The organism is Streptomyces sp. NPDC054813, from assembly GCF_053611365.1.
In genome coordinates this window covers 91,466-117,064 of sequence record NZ_JBSHAF010000003.1, presented here as the reverse complement: position 1 = coordinate 117,064, position 25,599 = coordinate 91,466, and the positions used below count along the sequence as shown (strand labels likewise).

Sequence of the window (25,599 nt, the reverse complement as noted above, 5' to 3'; positions counted from 1 at the left end):
GCCGTCCCATGAGCAAAGATCCTACGGGTGGGAGGCACGTGGCCGCAGGGGCCTCGTGCGAGGGAATCGTGAACCGACGCAATCCCGTTGCGCCCGGGAAAGCCCGTCCGGCTAAGGTCACACCGAATGTGCCGGGCCTGCGAGGAGGACGAACGTGCGCCTGAGTCTGACCGTCGTCGACCCGGTCGGCGGTGCCACCGCCGACGTCGTACTCGACGCCGATCCCGAGTCGACGGTCGGCGACGTGGCCCGGGAGCTGGCCGGGCAGGTCGGTCTGCGCTACCCGGAAAGCGGCGAGGTCGCCCAGGTCATACCCATCGGCGCCCCCAGGGGTGCCGCGGCCGTCCGGACAGCCGGGCCCCTCGCCTACGTCGACGGCTACGCCCTCGACCCCGCCGCCACCGTCGTCGGCTCGCCACTGCGCGACGGCGTCGTCGTCAGCCTGCACGACCCCGCCGGGTGTCTGCTCGGCGAACCCACCGGGATCGTGGAGTTCCGGGTCGCGGGCGGTCCCGCGGCCGGTGCCGTGCACCGGCTCGGAGTCGGGCGGTACGACATCGGCACCGGCCCCGCCTCTCACCTCCGCGTCGAGGACCCGGAGTTGCCGGCCCGCGCCGCCACCCTCACCATCGCCATCGACGGCACCTGCAAGGTACAGACACACGGCGACGGCGCCCGGCTGGACGGGGAGGAGTTCGACGGCGAGGGCGACTGGCCGCTCGACGCCCAACTCGCCCTCGGCAACACCCTGCTGGAGATCACCGGGTACGCCCCGCCCAACGCCGCCCTCAAGTGGTCCGACGACGGTGCCGGGCTCGACTACAACCGGCCCCCGCGGCTGCGCCCCGCCGAGCACCAGACGCACTTCTCGCTCCCGAACCCGCCCGGCGACTACGAGGCCCGCCCGCTGCCCTGGCTGATGGCACTGCTGCCGCTCGTCGGTGCCGTCGTCTCCGTGATGATGTTCGGGCGCTGGTACTACCTGATCATGGCCGTGATGAGCCCGGTCATGCTCTTCGGCAACTACTTCATGGACAAGAAGCACGGGCGCAAGTCCCATGCCAAGCAGCTGAAGGAGTACAAGGAGCACAAGGGGCGGATCGAGAACGACGCCCAGGACGCCCTGAAGACCGAACGGAGCGACCGGCGGGCCGCCGTGCCCGACCCCGCCGCCGTGCTGACGTACGGCACCGGGCCGCGCACCCGGCTGTGGGAGCGGCGCCGCACCGACGCCGACCACCTGCTGATCCGCTTCGGCACCGGACGCGTCCCCTCCGAGGTCGAACTCGACGACCCCGAGCAGGACGAGCACAAGCGCAAGGTCCGCTGGTACATCGAGGACGCCCCGGTGGCCCTGTCGCTGCGCGACCTCGGGGTGATCGGCGTCGCCGGGCCCGGTGACGCGGCGCATGCGCTGGGGCGTTGGGCGGTCGCCCAGACCGCCGTCCTGCACAGCCCGATGGACGTGCAGTTCTACGTCCTCACCGACAACGACGCCGGCACCCGCTGGGACTGGGTGCGCTGGCTGCCGCACTCCCGCCCGGGCGGCGGCCAGGACGTGAACGTGCTGATCGGCACCGACTCCGAGACGGTCGCCGCCCGCGTCGGCGAGCTCACCCAGCTCCTCGACGGCCGGCAGAAGGCCCTTCAGCAGGGCGGGCGCAGCAAGACCGACGGGCCTGCCTTCTCCGATCCGGACATCGTGATCGTGTGGGACGGGTCCCGGCGGCTGCGGTCCATGCCCGGTGTGGTGCGGCTGCTGAAGGAAGGGCCGGGGGTGGCCCTGCGCTCCATCTGTCTCGACGAGGAGGAGCGGTTCCTGCCGGGCGAGTGCCAGGGCGTGGTCGTCGCCGAGCCGGTGGCGGCCAAGGACGCGCCCGCGACGGCCGTGGCGCAGCAGGCCGCCGGCGGGTTCCCCTCCTTCCAGGCCTGGCATCCGCAGGCCCAGCAGGCCGAAGAACAGGCGCCGCAGGACCTGGAGTTGCGGCTGCGGGTCGAGCAGAGCGGGGCGCTGCGCAAGCGCGGCGTACGGCCCGACTTCGTCTCCCCCGCCTGGTGCGCCCGGCTCGCCCGCTCCCTCTCCCCGCTGCGTGACATCAGCGGGGAGGCCGAGGACTCGGCGCTGCCCGCCGCCAGCCGGCTGCTCGACGTGCTCCAGCTGGAGCCGCCCACGCGGGACGGGATCGCCGCGCGGTGGCGGATGGGCGGGCAGTCGACGATGGCGGTCATCGGGGAGTCCTACGACGGCCCGTTCGGCATCGACCTGCGGCGCGACGGGCCGCACGGCCTCATCGCCGGTACGACCGGTTCCGGCAAGTCCGAGCTGCTGCAGACCATCGTGGCCGCGCTGGCGGTGGCGAACACGCCGGAGAACATGACCTTCGTGCTCGTCGACTACAAGGGCGGCTCGGCGTTCAAGGACTGTGTGAAGCTGCCGCACACCGTCGGTATGGTCACCGACCTCGACGCCCATCTCGTGGAGCGGGCGCTGGAGTCGCTGGGCGCCGAGCTGAAGCGGCGTGAGCACATCCTCGCCGCGTCCGACGCCAAGGACATCGAGGACTACCAGGACCTGGTGCGCCGCAACCCCTCGCACCCGTCCGTCCCCCGACTCCTCATCGTCATCGACGAGTTCGCTTCGATGGTGCGGGACCTGCCGGACTTCGTCACGGGCCTGGTGAACATCGCCCAGCGTGGCCGGTCCCTCGGGATCCACCTCCTGCTGGCCACCCAGCGGCCCTCCGGTGTGGTGTCCCCGGAGATCCGCGCCAACACCAACCTCCGGATCGCGCTGCGGGTGACCGACGCGGGTGAGTCGACCGACGTCATCGACGCGCCCGACGCCGGGCACATCGCGAAGAGCACGCCGGGACGGGCGTACGTCCGGCTCGGGCACGCCTCGCTGATCCCCTTCCAGTCGGGCCGGGTCGGCGGCCGGCGGCCCGGTGCGGCCGACCCCGCGACCCTCGCGCCCTGGGCCGGGGCGCTGTCCTGGCAGGACCTCGGGCGGGCCGCGCTGCGCAAGCCCAAGTCCGAGGCCAAGGAGGACGACGAGATCACCGACCTGAAGGTGCTGGTGGACGCCGTGCGCGAGGCCAACACCGCGCTCGCGATTCCGGCCCAGCACTCGCCGTGGCTGCCCGCCCTGGACGACATGCTGCTGCTGGACGACGTGCCGGCCGTGCAGGCGCAGGGCGCGCTGCCCGCCGCCCCGTACGGTGTCGAGGACCTGCCCGCCGACCAGGCCCGCCGTGCGGTCGCCGTCGACTTCGCGAGCTTCGGGCACCTCATCGTCGCCGGTGCGCCGCGCACCGGACGCTCGCAGGTGCTGCGCACCATCGCGGGGTCGCTGGCCCGCACCAACTCCTGTGCGGACGTGCACCTGTACGGCATCGACTGCGGCAACGGCGCGCTCAACGCGCTGACCCGGCTGCCGCACTGCGGTGCGGTCGTCGGCCGTAACCAGACCGAGCGCGTGGAGCGGCTCATGGCCCGCCTCTCCGGCGAGCTGACCCGGCGCCAGGAGCTGTTGGCCGACAAGGGGTTCGCGGACATCGGCGAGCAGCGGGCCGCCGAACCGGAGGCGGAGCGGCTGCCGCACATCGTGCTGTTCCTGGACCGCTGGGAGGGCTGGCTGCCCACCCTCGGCGAGCTGAACCACGGTGATCTCACCGACCAGATCATGGTGATGATGCGGGAGGGCGCGAGCGTCGGCATCCATCTCGTGCTCACCGGTGACCGGCAGATCCTGGCCGGGCGGATCTCCTCCCTCACCGAGGACAAGTACGGTCTGCGGCTCGCCGACCGCGCCGACTTCTCGATGCTGGACATCAACTCCCGCAAGGTGCCCGAGGAGATCCCGCCCGGCCGCGCCTTCCGCAGCGAGACGGCCGCCGAGACGCAGTTCGCGCTGCTGTCCGCTGACACCACCGGGCAGGGGCAGGCCGCCGCGATCGTCGCGATCGGCGAGGCGGCCCAGACCCGGGACGCCCAGGTGCCGCGTGCCCGGCGCCCGTTCCGGGTGGACGTGCTGCCCGGCCGGATCTCGTTCGAGGACGCCTGGGCCATGCGGGATCCCGCCGCGACGGCTTCTCCGCTGTGGGCCCTGGTGGGTGTCGGCGGCGACGAACTGACCGCCTTCGGGCCGGACCTGGCGCAGGGTGTGCCGGCCTTCGTGATCGGCGGTCCGGCCAAGTCCGGCCGTTCCACGACCCTGTTGGGCTTCGCCCGTTCCTACCTGGCCAACGGCGTGCGGATCGTCGTCGCCGCGCCACGGATGTCCCCGCTGCGCGAACTCGAAGGTCAGGAAGGCGTGTTGAAGGTCTTCACCGGGCGGGACATCGAGGAGGACGAGCTGACCGAGGTCCTCGCGTCGGCGTCCCGGGCCGAGCCGATCGTCGTGCTGGTCGACGACGCCGAGGTGCTGGACGACTGCGACGCCGAGGACGTCTTCAAGCGGATCGTCGAGAGCGGGACCGAGGAGGGGCTCGCCGTGGTCATCGCCGGTGACGAGGACGAGATCTGCGACGGCTTCTCCGGTTGGCAGGTCGACGCGAAGAAGGCCCGCCGGGGCATCCTGCTCTCCCCGCAGGAGTCCGGTTCCGGCGAGCTGATCGGCATCCGGACGACCCGCAACATGGTCGGCGGACCGGTCACCCCCGGCAAGGGCATGCTGCACCTGGGCAGCGGGGAGCACGTCACGGTGACCACCCCGCAGTAGTCGTAAGGCGGTTGGGCGGGGGGCTCAGTCCCCCGCCCTCGACATGACCGCCACCGGATTCCCCTCCGCCGAGCTGTCCGACGTGTAGATCAGCTCGCCGTCGCTCGGAGTCAGGTACACCGTGGTGGGGTCCGGGTCGCAGCCGTCGTGGTTGCCCTCGACGCCCGCCGAGGACGCGACCAGCTTCTCGGCGGTGACGGACTTCAGGGTGAGTACGTCCGTGCAGACGCCGCCCAGCTGGTCGGTCTGGCGCAGGCGGCCCAGCTCCCGGCCGACATTGGTCTGCCGGACGGTGACCCGGAAGGTGCCGATGGGCAGATTGCCGTCCAGAGCGGTGGCCGAGCCCTCCCAGGTGCCCAGGTAGCCGGCCGGGACGGGCCCACTGCCCGACGAGGACGAGGACGAAGAAGAGGACGACGACGCCGAGGGTGAGGTGGCGGCGGCGCCGGTGTCGCTGTTCGGGCCGCCGTCGTCGCCGAGGTACGGCTTGAGCAGGAACCCCGCCCCGACGGTCACCACCGCCAGCGCCCCGGCCACCGCGAGCGCGAGCGTGCAGCTCACCCGGCGCCCGCGCCCGCCCTCCCCGGCCGGTACGGCGGTCGCGGCGACGCTCACCGAGACCTTTCCCGGCGGTACGCCCGGGGGCACGGCGTCACGCGGCTCGGGTAGGACCGCGGGCGGCACCGTCGGCGGCGGCCCGAACTCCCCCGCCGTCACCGGAACGCCCGTGGGGACGCCCGCGGGAACGTCCGCAGAAGCACCGGTGGGGGCACCTGTGGAGGCACCCGTGAAAGCCCCCGCGGAACCGCCCCCGGACGCGTCCACCGAAGGCGTGCTGAACTCCACCGGACCGGACGCCGGTACCGCCGCCTCCGTCACCTCCAGGTTCAGCACCTCCACCGCGCTCCGGCTGACCCGCTCCACCAGCGCCCCCGGCAGCCAGCCGCCCGCCACCAGCCGCGCGGCCCCCTCCGGAGCCAGCCGCCGGGCCACCTCCCCGGGGGCCGGCCGCGCCGCCGCCTCCTTCACCAGGCAGGCCTCGGTGACCTCCCGCAACTCTCCGCTCAGGGAGCCGAGTTCGGGTTCCTCGTGGACGACCTTGTAGAGCAGGGCGGCGGACGAGTCGCCGGGGAAGGGCGGTGCGCCGTTCGCCGCGTAGGCCAGCACCGCGCCGAGCGAGAAGACGTCCGCGGCGCCGGTGACGCCCTTGCCGAGGATCTGCTCGGGGGACATGTATCCCGGGGAGCCGATCGAGACGCCCGACGACGTCAGCGAGGCGGTGCCGTCCGTGGCCCGGGCGATGCCGAAGTCGATGAGCAGCGGGCCGTCGAGGGTCAGCAGCACGTTGGACGGCTTCACGTCCCGGTGCACGAGCCCCAGTTCGTGGACGGCGGCCAGCGCCTCCGCGAGGCCCGCGCCCAGCGCCCGTACCGTATGCGCGGGCAGTGGGCCGCCGTCCACGACGGCGGCCGCCAGGGAGGGGCCCACCGCGTAGGCCGTGGCGACCCAGGGCACCGGCGCGTCCGGGTCGGCGTCCAGGACGGGTGCCGTCCAGGCGCCGCCGACCCGCCGGGCGGCGGCCACCTCGCGACGGAAGCGGGCCCGGAACTCCTCGTCCAGGGCGAAGTGCGGATGCACGATCTTGACCGCGACGGTCCGGCCGCCGGCCGAACGCCCCAGATAGACGCGGCCCATGCCGCCGGAGCCGAGCCGGCCGAGCAGCCGGTACGGTCCGACGGTCGTAGGTTCGTCACCCGCGAGCGGCTGCATGTCCCCACCCCCCAGTAAGTCCGGGCAGCAGCCTATTGCCTGTCAGGCCTCCAGCAGATCGACCTTCACATCCGCCGCGAACCCGGTCGTCGGGCCGACCCGGCGGGCGAACTCCTCGACCGCGGCCAGCTGTGGCGCGCCGAAGCTGAAGTCGAGGGTGGTGAAGTACTGGGCCAGGGTCGCCTCGTCGAAGGCCTCCCAGCGGGCGGCCTGTTCGGCGACCTTGGCGACCTCCTCCAGGGAGAGGTTGCGGGAGTCCAGGAAGGCGCCGTGCACCTCGCGGGTGATGTGCGGCTCGCGCTCCAGGTAGTCCCGGCGCGCCGCCCACACCGCGAAGACGAACGGCAGGCCCGTCCACTCCTTCCACAGCGTGCCGAGGTCGTGCACCTGGAGGCCGTAGCGCGGGGCGTCCAGCAGGTTGGCGCGCAGGGCCGCGTCGCCGATGAGTACCGCCGCCTCCGCGTCCTGCATCATCAGGCTGAGATCGGGCGGGCAGGTGTAGTAGTCGGGCTGGACGCCGTAGCGGTCGGCGAGCAGCAGCTGGGCCAGGCGGACCGAGGTGCGCGAGGTCGAGCCGAGGGCGACCCGGCGGCCGTCCAGCTGGTCCAGCGGGACCTGCGAGACGATCACGCAAGACATCACCGGGCCGTCGCAGCCGACGGCGATGTCCGGGAAGGCGACCAGGTCGCCGGCGTTGCGCAGGAACTCGACGAGGGTGATGGGCCCGATGTCGAGGTCGCCGCGCACCAGCTGCTCGCTGAGCTTCTCAGGGGTGTCCTTGGTCAGCTCGAAGTCGAGAAGGGTGCCGGTTCTCGCGAGCCCCCAGTAGAGGGGCAGGCAGTTCAGGAACTGGATGTGGCCGACGCGCGGCCGGGTGCGAGAATTGTCCACATCGCGACACTAGACCCCATGAGGTACGGTGCTGAGACCGCCCCCGCCCCCGCCGTCGGCGGCGAAGCCACCCCGGGCGTCAACCCACTTGGGAGGCCGTTCAAACGTCCGGGTGACGTGATCTTGGCCTCTGTTGCTTTCGGCTGCCCACATGCTAGGCTCGCCGCAAGTTGCAGTTTGGTTTCCCTTGCAGTACAGAGCCTGCGGAGCATGTAACCGCGGGCTCTCGTCGTTTTCAGACGTATGCAGTTGTGCGGCACTTAGTTTGTTTTCACACTTGCAGGTTCTGGAGCAGGGCGACCCTTTTGAGCCCAAGGAGGGCTTATGGCTACCGGAACCGTTAAGTGGTTCAACGCCGAAAAGGGCTTTGGCTTCATTGCCCAGGAGGGCGGCGGCCCGGACGTCTTCGTTCACTACTCCGCGATCAACGCGAGCGGCTTCCGCTCGCTCGAGGAGAACCAGCAGGTGAGCTTCGACGTCACGCAGGGTCCGAAGGGCCCGCAGGCGGAGAACGTCACCCCCGTCTGATCTCACTGATCCAGACACCCCAGAGTCTGATCTCAGACTGAGTGCAGTACCCAAGGAGCCCCGCGCCTTCCGGCGACGGGGCTCCTGCCTTTTCCCGACCGCCGTATCGCGGGGGGTATTCCGCATTCCCGTGAACGCCGGCACCCGGGACCGCGTTCACGTCCGCGGCGACCGCTGTCCGTGGGGGGCAGTTGTCAGTGGGGGCCGTTAGTGTCCGCGGGCATGACTCCCGACTTCCTCGCCGCCACCCGTACCTTCTACGACACCGTCGCCGAGGACTACGCCGACCACTTCCGTGCGGATCTCGCCGACCGGCCGCTGGAGCGGGCCCTGTTGGCCGCGTTCGCCGAGTGGGTCGGCGAGGGCGGGGAGGTGGCCGACCTGGGCTGTGGGCCCGGTCGGGTCACCGCCCGGCTGGCCGGCCTCGGGCTGTCGGTCTTCGGGCTCGACCTGTCGGAGTCGATGCTGGCCATCGCCCGCCGGGAGAACCCCGACCTCCGCTTCGTACCGGGCTCGATGCTGGAGCTGGCGGTGGCCGACGGGGCACTGGACGGGGTGTTGTGCTGGTACTCGTCCATCCACATGCCCGACGAGCGGTTGCCGGCGCTGTTCGGGGAGTTCCGGAGGGTGCTGCGGCCGGGGGGCCGGCTGCTGCTCGCGTTCCAGGTGGGGGACGTGGCACGGCGGCACGAGGATCCGTGGGGGCATCCGGTGGCGCTGGACTTCGAACGGCGACGGCCGCAGGAGATGGCAGGCCTGCTGGCGGAGGCCGGCTTCACGCTCCACTCCAGCACGGTGCGGGAGGCCGACGCCGCCCTCGACGAAACGTGCCCGCAGGCGTTCCTGTTCGCACGAGCCGGTGAAAAATGAGAAGACTTCCCATTCTGTTACGGTTGCCGCGTGGGGCTCAGGGAGAAGAAGGCGCAGCAGGTCCGGGCGGCGATCTACGACGCCATGATCGCGCTCGCCGAGCGGGACGGGTACGAGGCGGCCACGCTGGAGCAGGTCGCCGAGCGGGCCGAGGTGGCGGTCTCCACGGTCTACCGCTACTTCGCCAACAAGGACGCGATCCTGCTCGACCCGGTCGAACGCACCGTCGGCGTGCTCGCCGGGCTCCTCCGGGCCCGGCCCGAGAGCGAGGCGGTCGCCGTCTCGCTGGGACGGGTCGTGCGCGCCGCCCTCGACCTGGGGCCTGACGAACTGGCCCGGATCCGCCGGCTGCGGGCGCAGCTCGACCGTGCGCCCGGGCCGCGGGCGCGGCTGTGGGACCTGGTGTACCGGGAGCGGCTGCTGCTGGAGGACGCGATCGCCGAGCGCAGCGGCCGGGACCCGCTGTGGAACGCGGCCGCCGCCCACCTCACGCTCACGATCGTCGGCATGGCGCACGACCATGCGCGCGACACCCTCGACAGGACGGCGCCCGCCGACTACGCGGACCGGATCATCGCGATGCTGCACGAGGGCACCGAGGCGCCGATCCCGGTGCCCGAACGGCGAGCGGGGTAGGGGACCGCGCATGGCCGACGAACCGATCGACGTGGTGATCGCCGACGACCAGGAGCTGGTGCGGGCCGGCTTCGAGATGATCCTCGACGCCCAGCCGGGCATCCGGGTCGTGGGCGTGGCCCGCGACGGCGCCGAGTGCGTGGAGCTGGCCCGGCGGCTGAAGCCCCACGTCGTACTGGTCGACGTGCGGATGCCCCGGCTGGACGGACTGGAGGTCACCCGGACGCTGACGGCCGAACGGAACGGCGGCCAGGGCCCGAACGTCGTCGTCATCACCACCTTCGACCAGGACGACTACGTACGGGACGCGCTGCGGTTCGGGGCCTGCGGGTTCCTGCTGAAGGACGCCTCGCCCGCGCTGCTGGTGGAGGCGGTGCGGGCGGCCGCGCGCGGGGACGCGCTGGTCGCGCCGGCCGTCACCGTCCGGCTGCTGCGGGAGCTGCGCGCGGGTCCCGGCACGGACCCCGGCCCGGACACGGCCGGGCTGAGTGCCCGGGAGACGGAGATCATGCGGTTGGTGGCGGTGGGCCGTACCAACCAGGAGATCGGCGAGGCGCTGTTCCTGTCGCTGTCGTCGGTGAAGACGTATCTGGCCCGGATCCAGTCGAAGACCGGCGCCCGTAACCGGGTGGAGGTCGCGGCCTGGGCCTGGGAACACGGCGTGGTCACCTCGCGGCAGCACTGAGCGGGCTCATCCCGGCACGCGCAGCGGGGGATCCGCCGGGGAGCGTGGCACGCTGGCGCGGACCTCCCACTGGGCGGGGTCGACGGCCCCGGCCCAGAACTCGCCGTCGAGCGCCTCGATGCGCTCCCGCAGCCCGATCAGCCCGAGCCCGCTCTGCCCGCCCGCCGGATTGCCGGTACGGCGGTGGGCCAGGCTGTTGGTGACCGTGACATGGAGCCAGTCCGGGTCGGCGTCCAGCCGTACGACGACCCGCTCGCCCGGGGCGTGGCGGTGCACGTTGGTGCCGGCCGAGGACCGGACCCATGCGGGCCGCGCCGCCTCTCACCTGCCGGAGAGCCGCTCGCGCAGCAGCTCCCGCATGGTCACCGGTGCACGGCCGAGCAGCTTCGCCAGGGTCGGGCCGGCGGTCGCGAACTCGTCCTCGCGGGCCGCGGTGAAGATGCTCAGGAGGTGACCGGCCGTCTCGGCCGGGACGCCGTCGGCCACCAGGGGGGCGCGGAACCCGTCGTCGGGTGCGGTGGGCCTGGTGACGGCGCGGCCGGCGAGTTCGGCCGCCATGGCGGCGAGGTCGGTGAACGTCAGCGGGCCTGTACTGCCGTCGGCGCCCCGGCCTCCTCGAGGTCTTCGGCAGACCCAGGTACTTCGACCGAGCCGCTCGCCCTCCCGGCCCGGCTACCGCTCCTTCGTGTAGAGGCTCTCGATCTCGGTCGCGAAGTCCTTCATGACCGCCTCCCGGCGGAGCTTCATCGAGGGGGTCAGATGCCCGGCCTCCTCGGTGAAGTCGACGGGGAGCATCGCGAAGCGGCGGATGGACTCGGGGCGGGAGACCAGCTTGTTGGCCTCGTCGAGGGCCCGTTGCAGGATCGCCTGCAACTCCACGTCGTCCAGGAGGAGTTCCGGCGGCACCGGGTGCTTGCCGTTCATCTGACGCCAGTGGGTGAGGCCGTCCCGGTCGAGGGTGATCAGCGCGCTGACGTACGGCAGTCCGTCGCCGACCAGCATCACCTGGGAGATCAGCGGGTGGGAGCGGAGCCAGTTCTCCAGCGGGGCGGGGGCCACCGACTTGCCGCCGGCGGTGATCAGCATCTCCTTCTTGCGGCCGGTGATGGTGAGGTAGCCCTCGTCGTCGAGTTCGCCGATGTCGCCGGTGGCCAGCCAGCCGTCCCGGGTCGCCGGGACGACCCCGCCGGCCTGCGGGTCCCAGTAGCCGCGCAGCACATGCTCGCCGGCGACCATGATCTCGCCGTCGGCGGCGATCCGGACCTTGGTGCCGGGCATCGGCCAGCCGACCGTACCCAGCCGGGGTTTGAGCGGCGGGGTGACGGTGGAGGCCGCGGTGGTCTCGGTCAGGCCGTAGCCCTCGTAGATCTCGATGCCGGCGCCGGCGTAGAACGCGGCGAGCCGGCGGCCCAGCGGGGAGCCGCCGCAGATGATGTGCCGGACCCGGCCGCCCATGGCGGTGCGGATACGGCGGTACACCAGCGGGTCGTAGAAGGCGCGAGCGGTCTTCAGGGCGCGGCCGGGGCCGCTGCCGGTGCCGGTCTGTTTGGCCTCCAGGGCCTCGCCGTACCGCTGGGCGACCCCGGTGGCCCGGTCGAAGACCGCGACCCGGCCGCCCGCCTCCGCCTTCGCCCGGGCGGAGTTGAAGACCTTCTCCAGCATGTACGGGATGGTCAGCAGACAGGTCGGTTTGAAGGCGGCCAGGTCCGGGAGCAGGTCCTCGGCCTTGAGGCTGGGAGAGTGGCCGAGGCGGACCCCGGCGCGGATGCAGGCGATCGCCACCATCCGCCCGAAGACATGGGACATGGGCAGGAAGAGGAGGATGGAGACCTCCTCGTCCTTGCGGGCCTTGAAGATCGGGTAGAGGAGTTCGATCGCGTTGTCGACCTCGGCGAAGAAGTTGCCGTGCGAGAGCGCGCAGCCCTTGGGGCGGCCGGTGGTGCCCGAGGTGTAGATGAGGGTGGCGATCGTGTCCGGGCCCAGCATGCCGCGCCGTACGGCCACTTCGGGGTCCTGGATGTGCCCGCCCGCCTCCGCGAGGCGGTCCACGTGCCCCTTCTCCATCACCCACAGGTGGCGCAGGTCGGGCAGCCGGTCCAGTTCGGGACCGAGCGCGGCGGCCTGTGCGGAGGTCTCGGTGACCAGGGCCACGGCACCGGAGTCGTGCAGGATCCAGCGGGTCTGGAAGACCGACGAGGTCGGGTAGACCGGGACGGTCACCAGGCCGGCCGCCCAGGCGCCGAAGTCGAGGAGCGTCCACTCGTACGTCGTCCGGGCCATGACGGCGATCCGGTCGCCCGGCATCAGCCCTTCCGCTATCAGCCCTTTGGCCACCGCCAGCACCTGCGCGGCGAACTGAGCGGCCGTCACCTGCTCCCAACGGCCCTCGCCCGCCGTCGGCTTGCGGCTGAGCACGATCGCGCCGGGATCCAACTCCGCGTTCTCGAACGGCAGGTCGGCGAGCGAGCCGTGCCGAACCGGCGGCGCGAACAGCGGTACGGAGGCCTCCCGCACCACCCCGTCCAGCCGCTGGACGAGGGGTTCGACCAGGATCGGCTTCCCGTCGTAGTCCGTGGCCTGGATCACGACACCCGGGGAGACAGGGGCGACGTTCTGGAAAGACGAAGTGGACACGGAGCGGCTCCTCGGGCGTGCAGCGGGTGAACTGCTTGCTGCATGTCGTACGCGCCTCGCGCACCGAGGCGTTCACCGGGGCCGGGCCTCAGCATGGCGTTACCGGCGGTTAGGTCTGGAGATCGTACGGGGCCGCTGTGGCGGGGATGTGGGGTTTCGGGGATGGTCCGGGGCCGGGCCTGTGCAATCCCGAAGGTTACGTGAGGGTCTCTCACATTAGGCCCCACTTCCGGACCTTTACAGCCGTGACATAGACTTACCTTCGGTAACCTTACTCCAAAGTAAGCACTTGGGGGCCAAAGCCTCGTCGGCGTTGAAAGGTGAACCCCGTGATCGTGCTCAGCAGCGCGCCCTCCCTCACGCCACTTCTCGCCCGCGGCGCCCTGCTGTCGCCGTTCAAGAAGCCCGCCGCAGGTGCCGCGTTCCCTCGCACCCCGCTGGTCCTTCCCGGACTTCGGCCCGATCTCGGCAGGCTCGCCGCCTATGAACGCGTCTGCGGGTTCGCCACCGGCGAGAAGGGGATGCCGATCACCTATCCGCACGTGCTCGGATTTCCGCTCGCCATGCGGCTGATGAGCGAGCGGGAGTTCCCCCTGCCCCTGCTGGGGCTCGTGCACACGTCCGTCGAGATCTCCCGGCACACGGAGATGCCCGCCGAGGGAACGTACGAACTCTCCGTCCAGGTCGCCGGGTTGGGCCCGCACCGGCGAGGGACCGAGGCCGTCGTCGTCACCGAGGTGCGGCACGGTGAGGCCGTCGTGTGGGAGTCGCGGAGCAGGTATCTGGCGCGGCATCGGACCTCGCGGACGACCGAGACCTCCCGGGAGGAGCGGGCACCGCTGCCCGCCGTCGCCGAGTGGCGGATCGCCGCCGATGTCGGGCGGCGGTACGGGGCCGCCTCCGGGGACCGGAACCCCATTCATCTGCACCCGCTCACCGCGCGGCTCTTCGGGTTTCCCCGGGCCATCGCGCACGGCATGTGGACCGCGGCCCGCTGTCTGGCCGCCCACGGGGTGCCGGAACGCGCGCGGGTGGAGGCGGAGTTCAGGACGCCGGTACTGCTGCCGGGGACGGTCACCTACGCGGCGGAGGGAGGCCGGTTCGAGCTGCGCAGCGCGGCGGGACGGGTGCACGTGGCGGGCGGTGTTCGGCCGTACGCCGGCTGATCATCCCCCGGGCTGTGCAAAGAGCGGGTTCGACGAGCAGGGCCGCCCACTGCCTGTGCCGCTGGGCGCCGGCGGCCAGGGACGCGTGCGGCGGGCGGTGCGGAAGGTGGCCCGGCGGGGCGCCAGGCGGCTGTACCGCGTGGGCCGTCAGCGGCTCGCGGCCGCCCTGCGCCGCTGGGGCGCCGTGTGAGTACCGGCGTCCGCCGCCCCGGCCGGGTCCGGTGGCGTCGGCACCCAGGGGCGCCCGTCCATCAGGTTGCCCAGGCCCGCCCACGCGAAGTTCATCAGGGTCGTCGCCGCCTCTCGCGCGGTGACACCGGGAGTGACGTTCGCCCAGGCGGCGAGGGACTCGGCGGCACCGACCAGGGCCTCGGCGAGCCCCGCCACCTCACGCTCGGGCAGATCGGGATCGCGCCGCGCCTCACGAGCGGCGACCACGATGAGCTGGGTCACGAACTCGACGATCTCCGTGCGCATCGCCGCGACCTCGGAGGCGAACCGCTCGCCGTGTGTGCGCGCCTGCAGATGCAGCACCGACCAGCCGTCCGGGTGTTCGGCGGTGTGCGCGAAGAACGCCTCGAGCCCGTCCCAGAGTTGGCGGTCGGCGGGCAGGTCCCGGTGCACGCCGCTGCGGACCGCCTCGGTCAGCGCCTTCGCCTCACGGCGGATGCACGCCGTGAACAGGTCGTCCTTGGAGTTGAGGTACAGGTACACCAACGGCTTGGAGACACCGGCGAGTTCGGCGATCTCGTCCATCGACGCGGCCATGTAGCCGCGCTGCCCGAAGGTTCGCACGGCGGCGTCCAGCATCTGCTGCTCCCGGACCGCCCGCGGCATGCGCTTGGTCTTCACGGCACCCATGGGCAAAGCCTACGGGGGGCCGGCGGCGAGGGAGTCGCTCAGGAAGAGGTCTGGGCCTGTCCCTGGGGCTGCGCCTGCGCCGCCTCGTCGACGACCTCGTCCTCCTGGCTGCGGTTGGCCTCGATGTTGGCCTTCATCCGGTCGACCCGCTGGGAGACCTGGACCGACGCGCGGTCCCGCTCCTTGCGCAGCACGACGAAGCTGATCGGTGCCGACAGGACCAGGGAGAGCAGCAGGACCCACAGGAGGTTGGAGTCGCCGAAGCCACGCGGGAACGCGCCGGCGTAGACCAGGCCCCAGACGACAAGGAGGCAGCCCGCGAAGATACCGAGGCGCATCAGCGTGTAGCGGAGCATCTCAATCCAGTCTTCCGATGACGAAAAGGGGCACCGTCCAGTGAAGCACGGGCCGGGGCCGATCTTGCAGCGGGGTCAGACGAGCGGCAGCAGCATGGTGATGTCGTCGCGGTCGTCGCCCGGGGCCACGCGGATCGCGGCGGGGACGCGGCCGACCTCCTGGTAGCCGCAGGAGCCGTAGAACTTCTCCAGGCCGTGGCCGCCGCGGCAGCCGAGGCGTATCGCGGCTATGCCGTCGAAGCCGCGGGCCGCGTCGGCGGCGGCCGCGAGGAGGTCCCTGCCGTAGCCCTGCCCCTGGTGCTTCGGGTGCACCATCACCGTGTACAGCCACACCCAGTGCTTCATGAGGCGGTGGGTGTTGAAGGAGAAGAAGGCGGTGGCGGCGACGGTACCGGCCTCGTCGCGGCCGACGAGGAGCCGGTTGCGGCCCTCGGCCATGGCGACGAAGTGCCTGACCAGCTCCGGGCGGATCTCCTCGGGGGTCACCGGGGCGACGAACCCGACGGCTCCCCCGGCGTTGGACACGTCCGTCCACAGATCGAGGATGCCGTCGCGGAGGGCGGGGGTGACGGCGGGATCCAGGGTGAAGGTAAGGGGCATGGCGGGCTGGTATCCATTACGGCGGGGTGTGGGCGACGACTATTCGCCGCAGGACGGCAGGTCTCCGCCGACTGAGGGTGAGTGGGGGCTGGTCGCGCCCACGCGGCGGAGCCGCAAATCGACACAGCCCCGCGCCCCCAGAGGGCGGCTGCGCCGCCCGTCCGGGGCGCCGCGACGGCACCTCTTTCCCGACCGAGTCGGGTGGCGGGTGGGCATAGGACCCGGGGGGGCCGGGGGCGGAGCCCCCCGGTGGCTCACACCCGCATCGGCTGAGGGGATTCCCGGCGCGCCGGGTCGGGGCCGTCGTACTCGCGGATGATCTCGTACCGCGTGTTCCGCTCCACCGGGCGGAAGCCCGCGTCGCGGATGAGGTCCAGCAGGTCCTCGCGGGTCAGCTTGTTCGGCGTGCCGTAGTTGTCCGCGTCGTGGGTGATCTTGTACTCGACGACCGACCCGTCCATGTCGTCGGCCCCGTGCTGGAGCGCCAGCTGCGCCGTCTGGACGCCGTGCATGACCCAGAAGACCTTGACGTGCGGCACGTTGTCGAAGAGAAGACGCGAGACCGCGAAGGTCTTGAGGGCCTCCGCGCCGGTCGCCATCTGGGTGCGCGCCTGGAGCCGGTTGCGGACCTTGCCGTCCTTCATGTCCACGAAGTCGTGCTGGTAACGGAGCGGGATGAAGACCTGGAAGCCGTTCGTCTCGTCCTGGAGCTCGCGCAGCCGCAGCACGTGGTCCACCCGGTGACGCGGCTCCTCGATGTGGCCGTAGAGCATCGTGCAGGGGGTCTTGAGCCCCTTCTCGTGCGCCAGCCGGTGGATCCGGGACCAGTCCTCCCAGTGGGTGCGGTGGTCCACGATGTGCTGGCGGACCTCCCAGTCGAAGATCTCCGCGCCGCCGCCGGTGAGGGACTCCAGGCCCGCGTCGATCAGCTCGTCGAGGATCTCCGAGGCCGACAGCCCGCTGATCGTCTCGAAGTGGTGGATCTCGGTGGCCGTGAAGGCCTTGAGCGAGACGTCCGGGAGGGCCGCCTTCAGTTCGCGCAGCGACCGGGGGTAGTACCGCCACGGCAGGTTCGGGTGCAGCCCGTTGACGATGTGCAGCTCGGTGAGGTTCTCGCCCTCCATCGCCTTGGCGAGCTTCACCGCCTCCTCGATGCGCATCGTGTACGCGTCCTTCTCGCCCGGCTTGCGCTGGAACGAGCAGTACGCGCAGGACGCGGTGCACACGTTGGTCATGTTGAGGTGACGGTTGACGTTGAAGTGGACGACGTCACCGTTCTTCCGCGTCCGCACCTCGTGGGCGAGGCCGCCCAGCCAGGCCAGGTCGTCCGACTCGTACAGCGCGATGCCGTCCTCGCGGGTCAGCCGCTCACCGGCCCTGACCTTCTCCTCCAGCTCACGCTTGAGCCCGACATCCATCTCCACACCTTTCGTCACGACCACGACCACCCCACCGTACGGCTAGACCTCTTCGGGCAGTTCCCCGACCCGGTTCTCCCACTTGGTGGACAGCACGATGGTGGTACGGGTCCGGGAGACGCCCTTGGTCCCGGACAGCCGCCGGATGGTCTTCTCCAGGCCGTCGACGTCCGTCGAGCGCACCTTGAGCATGAAGGAGTCGTCGCCTGCGATGAACCAGCAGTCCTCGATCTCCGGCAGGTCCCGCAGCCGCTGCGCCACGTCCTCGTGGTCGGCCGCGTCGGAGAGGGAGATGCCGATCAGGGCGATGACACCGAGGCCGAGCGAGGCCGCGTTCACGGTGGCGCGGTAGCCGGTGATGACACCGGCCGCCTCCAGCCGGTTGATGCGGTCGGTGACGCTGGGTCCCGACAGTCCGACGAGGCGCCCCAGCTCCGCGTACGAGGCCCGGCCGTTCTCCCTCAGGGCCTGGATGAGCTGCCTGTCCACGGCGTCCATGCGATCGAAGCCTTCCGCTGAAAGTTCCCGAAGTAGATGAGAGGTACTGCAGAGGTGGTGCCGGGTGGTGCCGGTGGAGCTGCCCGGTGGTGCCGGGTGGTGCCGGGTCCTGCTACCTGCTGCCGCCCCCGAGGTCGCCCTCCCAGCGGCGGTACAGCCGGTGCCCCACACCGGCCGCGTCCAGCACCCGCCCGGCGACGAAGTCCACCAGGTCCTGGATGTGCGTCGCGCCCGCGTAGAACGCCGGGGAGGTGGGGACGACGACCGCCCCCAGGTCGTCCAGGGTGACGAGGTGACGCAGCGTCTGGCCGTTCAGCGGGGTCTCGCGGACGGCGACGACGAGCGGCCGGCGCTCCTTCAGGTTGACACTGGCCGCCCGCTGGAGCAGGTCCTTGGAGAGCCCGAGCGCGACCCCGGCGACGGCGGCGGTGGACGCCGGCACGATCAGCATGCCCTTGGTCCGGTACGACCCCGAGGACGGCCCGGCGGCCAGGTCCCCGGCGTTCCAGTACCGCACCGGCGCCAGGTCCGCCTGGAAGGTCCCCGGCTTGCCGTCGGCCCCCCGGGCCAGCCACTCCCCCAGGTCGTCCTGCCAGTGCGCGTCCCGGAAGGAGATCCCGGTCTCGTCCAGCAGGGTGAGCCGCGACGCCCGGCTGACCACCAGGTCCACGCTCTCGCCCGCGTCCAGCAGCGCACGCAGCACAGCGGCCGCGTACGGCGTACCGGACGCCCCGGACACCCCCACGATCCAAGGCACGCGCTGTGTTTCTCCTGCGTTCACACCTTGAGCGTACCGGCGCGCCCGACCGAGTTCAGGACGGGGCCACGGTGGCCGACGGTAGTCAGACCGTCAGGCCCCGGACCAGCAGGTCCAGCAGGGCGCACACGAAGAGGGCAATGCCGATGAACCCGTTGACGCTGAAGAAGGCGCGGTTGAGGCGGGAGAGGTCGTGGGGCCGGACGATGGAGTGTTCGTAGGCGAAGGCGCCGGCGACGATCACCAGGCCCAGCCAGAAGAACCCGCCTGCGTGCGTCGCCACGGCGTACCAGACGAACAGGGCCGTCGTGACCAGGTGACAGGCGCGGGCGCCCCAGATCGCGGCCGGGATGCCGAAGCGGGCCGGGACCGACCTGACGCCGATCTCGCGGTCGGTCGTCACGTCCTGGCAGGCGTAGATCAGGTCGAAGCCGCCGATCCAGATGCCGACCGCGAGGCCGAGGATGACCGCGTCCCAGGACCACTCGCCGGTGATCGCCAGCCAGCCGCCGATCGGCCCCATGGCCTGGGCGAGACCCAGGATGGCCTGCGGGAAGTTCGTGAACCGCTTGCCGTAGGGGTAGACCACCATCGGGATCACCGCGACGGGGGCGAGGGCCAGGCAGAGCGGGTTGAGCAGGGCCGCGGCGCCGAGGAAGACCACCACCGCGATCAGCGCGCCGGTCCAGGCGTGCTTCACGCTCATCGCGCCGGTGACCAGCTCACGGTGGGCCGTGCGCGGGTTCCGGGCGTCGATCTCGCGGTCGATGATCCGGTTCACGGCCATCGCGAAGGTACGCAGGCCGACCATGCAGATCGTGACCAGGAGCAGCCGCCCCCAGTGGATGTTCTTGTCCCACTCGAACATCGCGGTCAGCGCGGCGATGTACGCGAAGGGCAGGGCGAAGACCGAGTGCTCGATCATCACCAGCCGGAGGAAGGCTTTCGTGCGTCCCGGCTGCGGGAGCGCTGCGGAAGCGGAACTCACAGGCCGTACTCCTTCCAGCGGCGGTCGACCGTCGCCGCCGTATCCGGGTCCGACAGGACCATGTCCGGCCAGCCCCCGTCCCTGGTGTAACCCTCCTCGGGCCACTTCCTCGTCGCGTCGATGCCCGCCTTGCCGCCCCAGAACTGCTGGTAGGAGGCGTGGTCGAGATGGTCGACGGGGCCTTCCACGACCGTGAGGTCACGGGCGTAGTCGGTGTTGCCCAGGGCTCGCCAGGCGACCTCGTGCAGGTCGTGGACGTCGCAGTCGGAGTCCACGACCACGATGAGCTTGGTGAGGGACATCATGTGCGCCCCCCAGATCGCGTGCATGACCTTCTGCGCGTGCTTCGGGTACTTCTTGTCGATCGAGACGATCGCACAGTTGTGGAAACCGCCGGCCTCGGGGAGGTGGTAGTCCACGATGTCCGGGACGATGATCTTCAGGAGCGGCAGGAAGAAGCGCTCGGTGGCGCGGCCGAGGGGGCCGTCCTCCGTCGGGGGGCGGCCGACGACGATGGACTGCAGGAGCGGCCGCTTCCGCATCGTCACGCAGTCGATCTTCAGTGCCGGGAACGGTTCCTGCGGGGTGTAGAAGCCGGTGTGGTCGCCGAACGGGCCCTCGGGGAGCATCTCGCCCGGCTCCAGCCAGCCCTCCAGGACGACCTCGGCGTTGGCCGGGACCTGGAGCGGGACCGTCTTGCAGTCGACCATCTCGATCCGCCGGCCGGCGATGAACCCGGCGAACAGGTACTCGTCGATGTCACCGGGGAGCGGGGCGGTGGAGGCGTAGGTGACGGCGGGCGGGCAGCCGAAGGCGATCGCGACGGGCAGCCGCTCGCCCCTGCGGGCCGCCACCTGGTAGTGGTTGCGGCTGTCCTTGTGGATCTGCCAGTGCATGCCGATGGTGTTCCGGTCGTGCCGCTGGAGCCGATACAGGCCCAGGTTGCGGATGCCGGACTCCGGGTCCCTGGTGTGGGTCAGGCCCAGGTTGAAGAAGGAGCCGCCGTCCTGCGGCCAGGTGAACAGGGCCGGCAGCTGGTCCAGGTCGACGTCGTCGCCGTGCAGGACGACCTCCTGGACCGGGGCGTTGTCGGACTTCACCTTCTTCGGCGGGACGTGGGCCATCGCGCCGAGCTTCCCGAACGCCTCGCGCACACCGACGAAGCCGTGCGGGAGTTCGGGGCGCAGCAGCCCGCCGATCTTCTCGGAGATCTCGCCGTACGACTTCAGGCCGAGGGCCTTGAGCAGGCGCCGGTCGGTGCCGAAGACGTTCATGGCGAGGGGCATGCTGGAGCCGCGCACGTTCTCGAAGAGCAGCGCCGGTCCACCCGCCTTCTGCACCCGGTCGACGATCTCCCCGACCTCCAGATACGGGTCGACCTCGGCCTTGACACGCTTGAGGTCTCCCTCGCGCTCCAGTGCCCGGAGCAGGGAGCGAAGATCGTCGTAAGCCATGCGTCCCAGTATCGGCCACCGGGGGCCCGGGCCCGGTCACCGCCCCCTGCGATACCCCCTGCGATACTCGTCGGCCGTGATCGTCCGTCGCCGGATACGCCGGTTACCGCTGCTCGCCCTGCTGCTCGTGCTCGCCGCCTGTGCGCCCCGCCAGGACACCGGCGGCTCGCCGGTCTCCGCGCTGACCCGTGTCGCGGCCGCCGACCGCGAGGCCGCCCCGGACCTGTCCGGCAATGGCCTGGACGGCCGGGCGGTTCGGCTCGCCGACTACCGGGGCAAGGTCGTCGTCCTGAACGTGTGGGCGTCCTGGTGCGGGCCCTGCCGGGCCGAGGCGCCCGAACTGTCCAAGGCGCAGCAGGAGTTGGCTGCCAAGGGGGTCCAGGTGTTCGGGGTGGACACGGATGCCCGACGGGACAGGGGGCGGTCGTTCGAGCGTGCGCACGGGCTGGTCTACCCGAGTCTGCACGACCCCGGCAGCCGCAAACTGCTCCGGCTGCCTCGGGGCTACGCGCCGCAGGCGCTGCCGTACACCCTCTTCATCGACCGGGACGGGAAGATCGCCGCGAAGTACCTGAGCCCGCTCACGGCAGCGGACGTCCGCACGATCATCCGGCCGCTGCTGGCCGAGAAAGTACGACCGAAGGCCTGACTAGTCGCCCTTGCTCGCAAGGCACTTGGCGCTCGCCCTGACGGGCGCCACCAGGTGGCTGAGGTCCAGCAGCACCGCGTCCGGGCGGGTCACTGAGTCCGCGATCGAGACCTCCACGGCCGGGCTGCGGCCATAGGTGACCAGGTACTTGCGGTCCCCAGTACGGTCCCCCGCCCGATCCCGCCACACCCAGTCCACGCCGTCCACGCTGACGCACGCGTCCGTCGTCGGGGCGGGCGGGGTGAGGCCGCAGCGCAGCTCCACCGCGCCGTGGCCCCAGACCGCGAGGCCCTCGAAGGTGACCGGGTCGCGGCCGGCGCCGCCGAGGCGGTCGGGGTAGCGGTCGGCGATCCGCGCGCACGCCGGGTCCTTCGCCAGCGGTCCCTGTGCCAGGCCGAACACCGGCGAGCTCAGCTCGTACGCCACCAGTCCGGCACCGGCCACCAGACCGGTCGCGACCACACCGGCCGCCGCCCGGCTCCTGCGAGACCACCCACGCACCCTCACGGATCCCCCTCCGAATCGAGGGGACCCATCATGCCCACGGCCCCGGCACCGGACGTCGGCCACCCGCTACTCTGGCCGCCATGCTCAGGTATCTGCCTTTTCTGCTGGTCCTCGCGCTGTGGATCTACGCCTTCGTGGACTGCCTGAACACCCCCGAGGACGAGGTCCGTGCCCTGCCGAAACTGGTGTGGGTGCTGGTCATCCTGCTCTTCGGCGAGGTGCTGGTCGGGCCGGTGGCCTGGCTGGTCGCGGGCAGGTCACGGCAGCCGCGGGAGCGGTGGGTCGCGCCGGACGACAACCCGGAGTTCCTGAAGTCCCTGAAGCCGGAGGATCCGCGCACCGACTGATCGGACGCGTGGAAGCCGCTACACCGACGCGACGAAAACGTCCCACGCGGGCCGGCCGAGCAACAGGACCGGGCCATCGGGGGTCTTGCTGTCACGGACGGGGACTACGGAGGTGAACTCGGGGGCGAATTCTAGGCAGTCGCCTGCGTTGTCCTGGCTGTAGCTGCTCTTGACCCACTGCGCCGCGCTCAGCTGGTTCCGGTTCATCGTCGCGGTACCCCTCCATCAAGTGGCCGATCAGAGCTGCGGATTCACGAGCAGACAACGCATCCGCCCTGAGCAGATCATAGATTTGACTCTGCTCGGCGTAGGTACTCGGGTCGTTGTTGCAGTGGCCACGAGTCAGCGATTCCGAGTAGAACCAGCGTTCGCCATCGGGCAACACGATCAACGTCAGCGGGCACCTGGGGCGCACCATGTCGTAGCGATCAGCCGGAGCCACTTGGATGCAGTGGTTGGGGAGTTGCCCCACACGCAGCAGATGCGCGCACTGTTCCCGCATCACGGCGGGGCTGCCCACCGGTTGGCGCAGACAGCTCTCGTCCATCACGGTGACGAGCATGGGTCCGTCTTCGACGAGGAAGCGCGGTTGTCGGCTCAGTCGGGCTGTGACGCGCTTTTCGAGCAGTTCGCCGCTGGCTCGCCGGGAAAGCAACGCCTTCGCGTAGTCCGCCGTCTGCAACAAGCCAGGAACGACCATGGACTGGTACTGGTACAGCCCGACAGCCTGCGCCTCCATCTCCACCCTGCGCTCGAACCAGTCCGGGTGCTCCACCTGCGAATACCAGTCCACCCGCCCCCACATGCGCATCAACACCCCACCAGCGCCCAGCACGTCGTCGCACTTCTTCACGAACGACTCCTGCGGCACCCGCGTCCCCGCCTCCACCCTCGCGACCAGCGACCGGTCGCAGGGGACCTGCTTGGCCAGCGCGTCCTGGGTGAGGAACGCGGCCTCGCGGTAGTGCCGTAACAGCTCCCCGAAGAACTCGGCATTGGTGGTCACAACACTGGCCCCCTCCGTGACAGGTGCCGGTGGCACGCGCCCGGCATTGATACCGACCGTTCCCGTCCGCCACGCTCGATACACACAGAGTCACGAAGTGGCGTCGGAGTGCACATGACTGAACACATCGAAAGCGGGATCGAAACGGGAACGGTCGTCTACGACCCCCGCTCGGACAAGGTGGGCGAGTACCGCGGCAACGCGGGTCCCTACGCCCTGCTACGACCGCTCGGCGGCGGCCGGGAGTGGGAGGCGCGGCCGGAGTCGATCCGGCCGGCGACCGCGGAGGAGCGGCTCAGCGCGGAGGTGCGGGCCGCCAACCACCGCTCCAGCACGCTGAGTTACCCGGTCTTGGACTCCCCCGCCCCGGAACCGGTCCCCGGCTGCGCCGCCTGCGCGGAGTTCGCCGGGAAGCGGGAGCGGGCGGCGGCCCGGTCCGACGCCAGCGCGGCGACCGACGCCGACGTGCTGCTGCGCAGGCACCTGCGCCGGGACCACTGGGGGACGCGGCCCCGCCGTCTCTTCCGCTTCGTGCCGTACCTGATCACGCAGGACGACACCGCCGAGCCGGAGTACGAGGCGTACTGCGTGTCCGGGGAGGAGAGGGACTGCGGGGCGGCGTCGGGGCCGTGCGGGTCTCCGGAGGCGGTGGAGGAGTGGCAGCGTCGGCACACCCGGGACACCCGGCACCTGCGCTACCGCCGCAGTTTCACGGACTACGCGGTGCTGGAGCCGGAGGGCGTGCGGCCCTGATCCGGGTCAGCAGGGCGAATCGTCGGGCAGGTGTTCCTTCGCCCACTCGCCGAGTTCCTTCAGCGAGGGCTCCAGCGCGGCGCCCGCCGCGGTCAGGCGGTAGGAGACCCGCAGCGGCGGGCCCTCGTCGACCTCGCGCACGACGAGTCCCGCGGCGCCGAGTTCGGTGAGCCGGTCGGAGAGCATGCGTTCGCTGATGCCGGGGATGGCGCGGCGCAGGTTGGCGAAGTGTGTCGGCTGGTCCATCAGGACGGACAGGATCGGGCCGTTCCAGCGCTTTCCCAGCACCTGGAAGACGCGCGTGATGCCGGCGTCCACACCTTTGCACTGCTCCGGGTCGTGCACCTGGTCCACCGCCATGGAATCAGGGTACAGGCCCACCAACGACGGGGATGAAAAAAAGTAAGTACCTGTGTTATCTATAGCTGAGTACGAATTCTCAGCCCCCGCGTCTCGCGCCGGGCCCGCTATCCCTGTGTCTGGAGACACCCATGGCCACCCTTCTCCACATCGACTCCTCGCTCATGCCGGGCGAGGCGTCCGCCTCCCGCGCCGTCACCGAGGCCTTCCGCACGGCATGGGAGGAGCAGCACCCCGACGGCACGGTGATCTACCGCGACCTGGCGGCGAACCCGGTGCCGCACATCACCGCGGCCTCCCACAGCGCCGGCTTCGTCGACCCCGCCGCCCACTCCCCCGAGCAGGCGGCGGCCTTCGCCGACCGTGTGCGGCTGATCGAGGAGCTGGAGCGGGCGGACGCGATCCTCATAGGCGCGCCGATGTACAACTTCACGATCCCGTCGACGCTCAAGGCGTGGCTGGACAACGTGGTCCTGTTCAACCGCACGATGGGCGAGAACCCCTCCGCCAAGGGCACCCCGGTCACCGTCGTGGCCAGCCGCGGCGGTTCGTACGCGCCGGGCACCCCGCGGGAGCCGTTCGAGTACGTGCAGAACTACCTGAGCGCGGTCCTGGCCGACGGTCTCGGCCTCGAAGTCGACTTCATCGTGCCGGAACTGACGATGGCTCCGCAGAACCCGGCCATGGCCGACCTCGTGCCGCTCTACGAGGCCTCCCGCGACCGCGCCCTCCAGGAGGCGGCCGACAAGGCGAAGGACCTGGCCGGACGCCTCGCCGCGTAGCGACCCGTGGCGGAGCGGGTTGCGCCGATCGGCCCAGCTCCGCATGCGGTGCCTTTGACGGGCGGTTGTGATGAACGCGTTCGCATTCCGCTACCAGGAGGCCTTCATGCGCATCCGAGCCATCGCCGCCACCGGCGCCCTCGCCACCGCCCTCGTCCTCGGCGGCACCACCGCCGCCTTCGCCGACAACGGTGCCGACGCCACAGGCTCCGCGGCCAGCAGCCCGGGCCTGGTGTCGGGCAACGTCATCCAGCTCCCGATCAGCATTCCGGTCAACGCGTGTGGCGACAGCATCAGTGTGATCGGCCTGCTCAACCCGGCGGCCGCCAGCACCTGCACCAAGGGCTGACCCGGCCGGAGCGC

General features: G+C 71.1%; 27 protein-coding genes and 1 pseudogene. 11 read left to right on the top strand and 17 right to left on the bottom strand.

The annotated features are described in order from the left end of the window. Window positions 1–154: 154 nt before the first annotated feature. Entirely contained in the window at window positions 155–4,720 is a 4,566-nt protein-coding gene (locus ACWGJB_RS06550; RefSeq protein WP_453379140.1) for an FtsK/SpoIIIE domain-containing protein, read from the top strand. A 24-nt stretch (window positions 4,721–4,744) separates the two neighbouring features. On the opposite strand, the gene ACWGJB_RS06545 is transcribed toward ACWGJB_RS06550, so the two are convergent. Together ACWGJB_RS06545 and ACWGJB_RS06540 are read right to left on the bottom strand one after the other, a co-directional pair. After that, complete coding sequence (locus ACWGJB_RS06545; RefSeq protein WP_453379139.1) at window positions 4,745–6,490, bottom strand: protein kinase domain-containing protein; 1,746 nt, start codon at window positions 6,488–6,490, stop codon at window positions 4,745–4,747. A gap of 42 nt (window positions 6,491–6,532) precedes the next feature. Next, a complete protein-coding gene (locus ACWGJB_RS06540; RefSeq protein ID WP_453379138.1) occupies window positions 6,533–7,381 on the bottom strand; it encodes a menaquinone biosynthetic enzyme MqnA/MqnD family protein in 849 nt (282 codons plus the stop codon). A 324-nt stretch (window positions 7,382–7,705) separates the two neighbouring features. Between ACWGJB_RS06540 and ACWGJB_RS06535 the strand changes: the two genes are divergently transcribed. The 4 genes from ACWGJB_RS06535 to ACWGJB_RS06520 all read left to right on the top strand — a co-directional run bounded on the left by ACWGJB_RS06535 (window position 7,706) and on the right by ACWGJB_RS06520 (window position 10,100). After that, on the top strand, window positions 7,706–7,909 hold the full coding sequence (locus tag ACWGJB_RS06535; RefSeq protein WP_003992177.1) for a cold-shock protein: 204 nt from the start codon (window positions 7,706–7,708) through the stop codon (window positions 7,907–7,909). Window positions 7,910–8,131: 222 nt separating this feature from the next. Continuing rightward, complete coding sequence (locus ACWGJB_RS06530; protein ID WP_453379137.1) at window positions 8,132–8,779, top strand: class I SAM-dependent methyltransferase; 648 nt, start codon at window positions 8,132–8,134, stop codon at window positions 8,777–8,779. A 30-nt stretch (window positions 8,780–8,809) separates the two neighbouring features. Continuing rightward, a complete protein-coding gene (locus ACWGJB_RS06525; protein WP_453379136.1) occupies window positions 8,810–9,415 on the top strand; it encodes a TetR/AcrR family transcriptional regulator in 606 nt (201 codons plus the stop codon). A gap of 10 nt (window positions 9,416–9,425) precedes the next feature. Continuing rightward, window positions 9,426–10,100, top strand: a complete 675-nt coding sequence (locus tag ACWGJB_RS06520; RefSeq protein WP_453379135.1) for a response regulator — start codon at window positions 9,426–9,428, stop codon at window positions 10,098–10,100. 6 nt (window positions 10,101–10,106) lie between these two features. Here the strand turns inward: ACWGJB_RS06520 and ACWGJB_RS06515 are convergent, their stop codons facing one another. The 3 genes from ACWGJB_RS06515 to ACWGJB_RS06505 form a co-directional block, all read right to left on the bottom strand. Further along, on the bottom strand, window positions 10,107–10,376 hold the full coding sequence (locus ACWGJB_RS06515; protein WP_453379134.1) for an ATP-binding protein: 270 nt from the start codon (window positions 10,374–10,376) through the stop codon (window positions 10,107–10,109). A 45-nt stretch (window positions 10,377–10,421) separates the two neighbouring features. Continuing rightward, window positions 10,422–10,658 (bottom strand): hypothetical protein, encoded by a 237-nt coding sequence (locus ACWGJB_RS06510; protein WP_453379133.1) that lies wholly within the window; start codon window positions 10,656–10,658, stop codon window positions 10,422–10,424. Window positions 10,659–10,772: 114 nt separating this feature from the next. Beyond that, a complete protein-coding gene (locus ACWGJB_RS06505; protein WP_453379458.1) occupies window positions 10,773–12,686 on the bottom strand; it encodes an AMP-dependent synthetase/ligase in 1,914 nt (637 codons plus the stop codon). Window positions 12,687–13,054: 368 nt separating this feature from the next. On the opposite strand from ACWGJB_RS06505, the gene ACWGJB_RS06500 reads away from it, so the two are divergent. Beyond that, window positions 13,055–13,900: a MaoC family dehydratase gene (locus ACWGJB_RS06500; protein WP_453379132.1), complete on the top strand. Its 846-nt coding sequence runs from the start codon at window positions 13,055–13,057 to the stop codon at window positions 13,898–13,900. A 147-nt stretch (window positions 13,901–14,047) separates the two neighbouring features. Here ACWGJB_RS06500 and ACWGJB_RS06495 read toward each other — a convergent pair whose 3' ends face one another. The 8 genes from ACWGJB_RS06495 to ACWGJB_RS06460 form a co-directional block, all read right to left on the bottom strand. Next, complete coding sequence (locus ACWGJB_RS06495; protein WP_453379131.1) at window positions 14,048–14,761, bottom strand: TetR/AcrR family transcriptional regulator; 714 nt, start codon at window positions 14,759–14,761, stop codon at window positions 14,048–14,050. A 38-nt stretch (window positions 14,762–14,799) separates the two neighbouring features. Further along, window positions 14,800–15,117, bottom strand: a complete 318-nt coding sequence (locus ACWGJB_RS06490) for a DUF4229 domain-containing protein (RefSeq protein WP_453379130.1) — start codon at window positions 15,115–15,117, stop codon at window positions 14,800–14,802. 75 nt (window positions 15,118–15,192) lie between these two features. Further along, entirely contained in the window at window positions 15,193–15,717 is a 525-nt protein-coding gene (locus ACWGJB_RS06485) for an N-acetyltransferase family protein (RefSeq protein ID WP_453379129.1), read from the bottom strand. A gap of 254 nt (window positions 15,718–15,971) precedes the next feature. After that, a complete protein-coding gene (gene mqnE, locus ACWGJB_RS06480) occupies window positions 15,972–17,135 on the bottom strand; it encodes an aminofutalosine synthase MqnE (RefSeq protein ID WP_093499805.1) in 1,164 nt (387 codons plus the stop codon). 42 nt (window positions 17,136–17,177) lie between these two features. Continuing rightward, a complete protein-coding gene (locus ACWGJB_RS06475; RefSeq protein WP_073901832.1) occupies window positions 17,178–17,633 on the bottom strand; it encodes an Lrp/AsnC family transcriptional regulator in 456 nt (151 codons plus the stop codon). A gap of 112 nt (window positions 17,634–17,745) precedes the next feature. Beyond that, the gene (locus ACWGJB_RS06470) at window positions 17,746–18,390 is read right to left on the bottom strand and encodes a UbiX family flavin prenyltransferase (RefSeq protein ID WP_453379128.1); all 645 of its coding nucleotides are present in this window, start codon (window positions 18,388–18,390) and stop codon (window positions 17,746–17,748) included. An 85-nt stretch (window positions 18,391–18,475) separates the two neighbouring features. After that, a complete protein-coding gene (mqnP, locus tag ACWGJB_RS06465; RefSeq protein ID WP_453379127.1) occupies window positions 18,476–19,378 on the bottom strand; it encodes a menaquinone biosynthesis prenyltransferase MqnP in 903 nt (300 codons plus the stop codon). Further along, window positions 19,375–20,832 carry a menaquinone biosynthesis decarboxylase gene (locus ACWGJB_RS06460; RefSeq protein WP_453379126.1) on the bottom strand — a complete coding sequence of 486 codons (1,458 nt, stop codon included), beginning with the start codon at window positions 20,830–20,832 and terminating at the stop codon, window positions 19,375–19,377. The genes mqnP and ACWGJB_RS06460 overlap by 4 nt, the downstream gene beginning before the upstream one ends. A gap of 76 nt (window positions 20,833–20,908) precedes the next feature. On the opposite strand from ACWGJB_RS06460, the gene ACWGJB_RS06455 reads away from it, so the two are divergent. Beyond that, window positions 20,909–21,481, top strand: coding sequence for a TlpA family protein disulfide reductase (locus ACWGJB_RS06455; protein WP_453379125.1), 573 nt, complete (start codon window positions 20,909–20,911; stop codon window positions 21,479–21,481). Here the strand turns inward: ACWGJB_RS06455 and ACWGJB_RS06450 are convergent, their stop codons facing one another. Further along, window positions 21,482–21,982 carry a DUF3515 family protein gene (locus ACWGJB_RS06450; RefSeq protein ID WP_453379124.1) on the bottom strand — a complete coding sequence of 167 codons (501 nt, stop codon included), beginning with the start codon at window positions 21,980–21,982 and terminating at the stop codon, window positions 21,482–21,484. A gap of 86 nt (window positions 21,983–22,068) precedes the next feature. On the opposite strand from ACWGJB_RS06450, the gene ACWGJB_RS06445 reads away from it, so the two are divergent. Then, a complete protein-coding gene (locus tag ACWGJB_RS06445) occupies window positions 22,069–22,335 on the top strand; it encodes a PLD nuclease N-terminal domain-containing protein (RefSeq protein WP_453379123.1) in 267 nt (88 codons plus the stop codon). Window positions 22,336–22,353: 18 nt separating this feature from the next. On the opposite strand, the pseudogene ACWGJB_RS06440 reads toward ACWGJB_RS06445, so the two are convergent. Beyond that, a pseudogene (locus ACWGJB_RS06440) lies at window positions 22,354–22,458 on the bottom strand (DUF397 domain-containing protein); the annotation flags it as partial. After that, a complete protein-coding gene (locus tag ACWGJB_RS06435) occupies window positions 22,427–23,341 on the bottom strand; it encodes a helix-turn-helix domain-containing protein (RefSeq protein ID WP_453379122.1) in 915 nt (304 codons plus the stop codon). The gene ACWGJB_RS06435 and the pseudogene ACWGJB_RS06440, both read right to left, overlap by 32 nt. 114 nt (window positions 23,342–23,455) lie before the next feature. Between ACWGJB_RS06435 and ACWGJB_RS06430 the strand changes: the two genes are divergently transcribed. Beyond that, window positions 23,456–24,094, top strand: coding sequence for a DUF7848 domain-containing protein (locus ACWGJB_RS06430; protein WP_453379121.1), 639 nt, complete (start codon window positions 23,456–23,458; stop codon window positions 24,092–24,094). 6 nt (window positions 24,095–24,100) lie between these two features. Here ACWGJB_RS06430 and ACWGJB_RS06425 read toward each other — a convergent pair whose 3' ends face one another. After that, the gene (locus ACWGJB_RS06425) at window positions 24,101–24,454 is read right to left on the bottom strand and encodes a winged helix-turn-helix transcriptional regulator (protein ID WP_362564349.1); all 354 of its coding nucleotides are present in this window, start codon (window positions 24,452–24,454) and stop codon (window positions 24,101–24,103) included. Window positions 24,455–24,585: 131 nt separating this feature from the next. On the opposite strand from ACWGJB_RS06425, the gene ACWGJB_RS06420 reads away from it, so the two are divergent. After that, window positions 24,586–25,236 carry an FMN-dependent NADH-azoreductase gene (locus ACWGJB_RS06420; protein ID WP_453379120.1) on the top strand — a complete coding sequence of 217 codons (651 nt, stop codon included), beginning with the start codon at window positions 24,586–24,588 and terminating at the stop codon, window positions 25,234–25,236. A gap of 70 nt (window positions 25,237–25,306) precedes the next feature. Further along, complete coding sequence (locus tag ACWGJB_RS06415; protein WP_453379119.1) at window positions 25,307–25,585, top strand: chaplin; 279 nt, start codon at window positions 25,307–25,309, stop codon at window positions 25,583–25,585. The last annotated feature ends 14 nt before the right edge of the window (window positions 25,586–25,599 follow it).